The organism is Propionibacterium australiense (genome assembly GCF_003666605.1).
Taxonomy (GTDB): Bacteria; Actinomycetota; Actinomycetes; order Propionibacteriales; family Propionibacteriaceae; genus Propionibacterium; species Propionibacterium australiense.
In genome coordinates this window covers 1-2,148 of sequence record NZ_RCIV01000049.1, presented here as the reverse complement: position 1 = coordinate 2,148, position 2,148 = coordinate 1, and the positions used below count along the sequence as shown (strand labels likewise).

The 2,148-nt window shown below is 59.0% G+C and carries 3 protein-coding genes; all 3 read left to right on the top strand.

Translation table 11 applies throughout. The annotated features are described in order from the left end of the window. The first annotated feature begins 185 nt into the window (after positions 1 to 185). Positions 186 to 1,037, top strand: coding sequence for a hypothetical protein (locus tag D9T14_RS13145; RefSeq protein WP_121592130.1), 852 nt, complete (start codon positions 186 to 188; stop codon positions 1,035 to 1,037). 64 nt (positions 1,038 to 1,101) lie between these two features. Further along, the gene (locus D9T14_RS13140; RefSeq protein WP_126464168.1) at positions 1,102 to 1,452 is read left to right on the top strand and encodes a hypothetical protein; all 351 of its coding nucleotides are present in this window, start codon (positions 1,102 to 1,104) and stop codon (positions 1,450 to 1,452) included. Positions 1,453 to 1,787: 335 nt separating this feature from the next. Continuing rightward, on the top strand, positions 1,788 to 2,148 hold a 361-nt coding region (locus D9T14_RS13135; protein WP_510749564.1), incomplete at its 3' end, for an RHS repeat-associated core domain-containing protein.

The window sequence follows — 2,148 nt, the reverse complement described above, 5'->3', positions numbered from 1 at the left end:
CCTCCACACCCCGGACGGCCAGACCGTCCAAGTGGTCTCGGTCCAGGCCACCGGACACACCCAGACCGTCCACAACCTCGCCATCGGTGGCCTACACAACTACCACGTGGCCACCAACACCGGACAACCCATCCTCGTCCACAACCAAACCAACCCCAGTTGCACACCAGAAGACACCGGAATCGATGACTCTGATCTTTTGGAACAAGCACGTGCAGCCCGAGATGATCTCGCTCGTGAAAAAGGACGTAAAACCGCAACTGTTACCGGCGGATATACGGATGACGGGCGTGTCGTGGCGGGAGCCAGTAGCAATCCAACTGGATGTGCGGAAGATGACGTCGCGCGCCAGCTTGGTGGTGATCCTAAAGATATACATTTCACTGAAGCAATTAGGCCCCGCACTGGAGATGAAGTCCCAGTTTGTCGGCGATGTCAAGAGCAATATGACCAAAATCAGTTCCCACCGGGAACTCAGTATAAGCCAGGGGGTGCATGGGATGCCGGATGATGATTTTGTCGACTGGAGTCATGTGCGAGCAGCGGAGGACCCTACCGTATTGCCAGGGGCGGTTGGCGAGATGATGGAGGCGCCGACTCCTGAGATCGCCAAGAAGGCCTACTGGCGTATCGAGGGGAACGCTTTCTTTCAACGCGAGCTGTATCAAGCGGCTGAGCCTGTTACCCGGCTCGTCGTTGACCGGATCAAGAGCGATCAGTGGTCGCAGTACGGGCTTGGGATGGGCTTGGACCTGCTAGTAGAGATCGCCATGGGGTGGCCCGCTTTGTCCGAGCAGATGCACGGTGACAACACGCTGGATCAGCGTTGCCGCTCGATCATCACGAGTTTGCTGCCCTATTTATATGCGCTGTTGTCTGATCTGACCGATGAGCGGGCCCTGGCAGGCATCGTCGACCTCACCTGCGAGCTTGAGGATGACCGCGACAGACGTCAGCAAGTCTATGACTGCGTCGCTCCGATCTCTCGGGGCGGGCTGCTCCTGCGGGGGCTGCAGGATCTGCACGCCACCTTGTGAGGCCACGTCGAAGAATAGGGAGCGAACCATGGATGCCGCATGGCTGGCGGACAACTTGAACATCATGACACTCGATGACCTGTTCGGGCCGGGTTCCTCCTTGACCGTGCGCGAGTTGACGAGCCTCGACATCACGGCGAACGCCGGGGACATCGGGCTCAACATCGTCTTCGACCTGGCCGACCTGTTCAAAGGAGACAACGCGGTCGAGGTGAGGCTCGTCTGCACTAGGATCCACCGCGCCGAGATCAGCGGCAGGCTTCTCCTCGGCAACGCCCATGTCAGCATGGGATCCTCTGACGGGCACACGCGACTCACGATCACCCAGGGAGGCTTCGCCGTCATGATCGAGTGCGAACACATGTATCTCGCCGGCGGCACCACTTTCCTCCGGACCACTCCAGTCAAGGATTGAGCACATCATCCGATCACTTAAGAATTAAATAATACTTTAACGAATCAGTCACACCGTGTCGAATATGACTCGATAAATAGTTGAGTCGCAAAATTCTCTTGAGGCCTCGCAACCCCTTTTGGCTTGCTTCGTATCTTTATGGCACATGGAATATCAAGTTTGACAGGGAATCGAAATAATCGAGGGTGGGCATGTTTTGAGTGGGGTTCTCTACCTGCGCGAGGTCTTCTGGTCGATCGCTACCGTATTGTTCGAGTAGTAGTCGATTTGACAACTGAATAGCGGCCCCTTGCCCGTTTGATCAATCACCCGCATCAGGGGCCCCGGTCACCAGGGTGTTCCTGTCGGCCGATCCCCTCGAACCGGTCACTGGCGCGGCGTGGGCGGCGAACCCGTACTCGTACGCCGGTAACGACCCCGTCGGGTCCGCTGATCCGCTGGGTTTGCGGCCCGTCTCCGAGGAGGACCTGCGGGCCTATCAGCAGGCGTCCAACGGGATGTTGCAGAACGCCGCTGGTGCGGTGACCGGCTGGGTGAGCGAGAACTGGGAGTACATCGCCGCCGGCGCGATGGTGGTGGCCGGTTTCGCGGTCATGTGCACCGGTGTCGGCGGGCCCATCGGCGCGGCGATGATGGCCGGCGCCCTGACCAGCGCCGGTGGGAGTATCTGGTCGCAGAAGTCCTCCAACGGGAGCG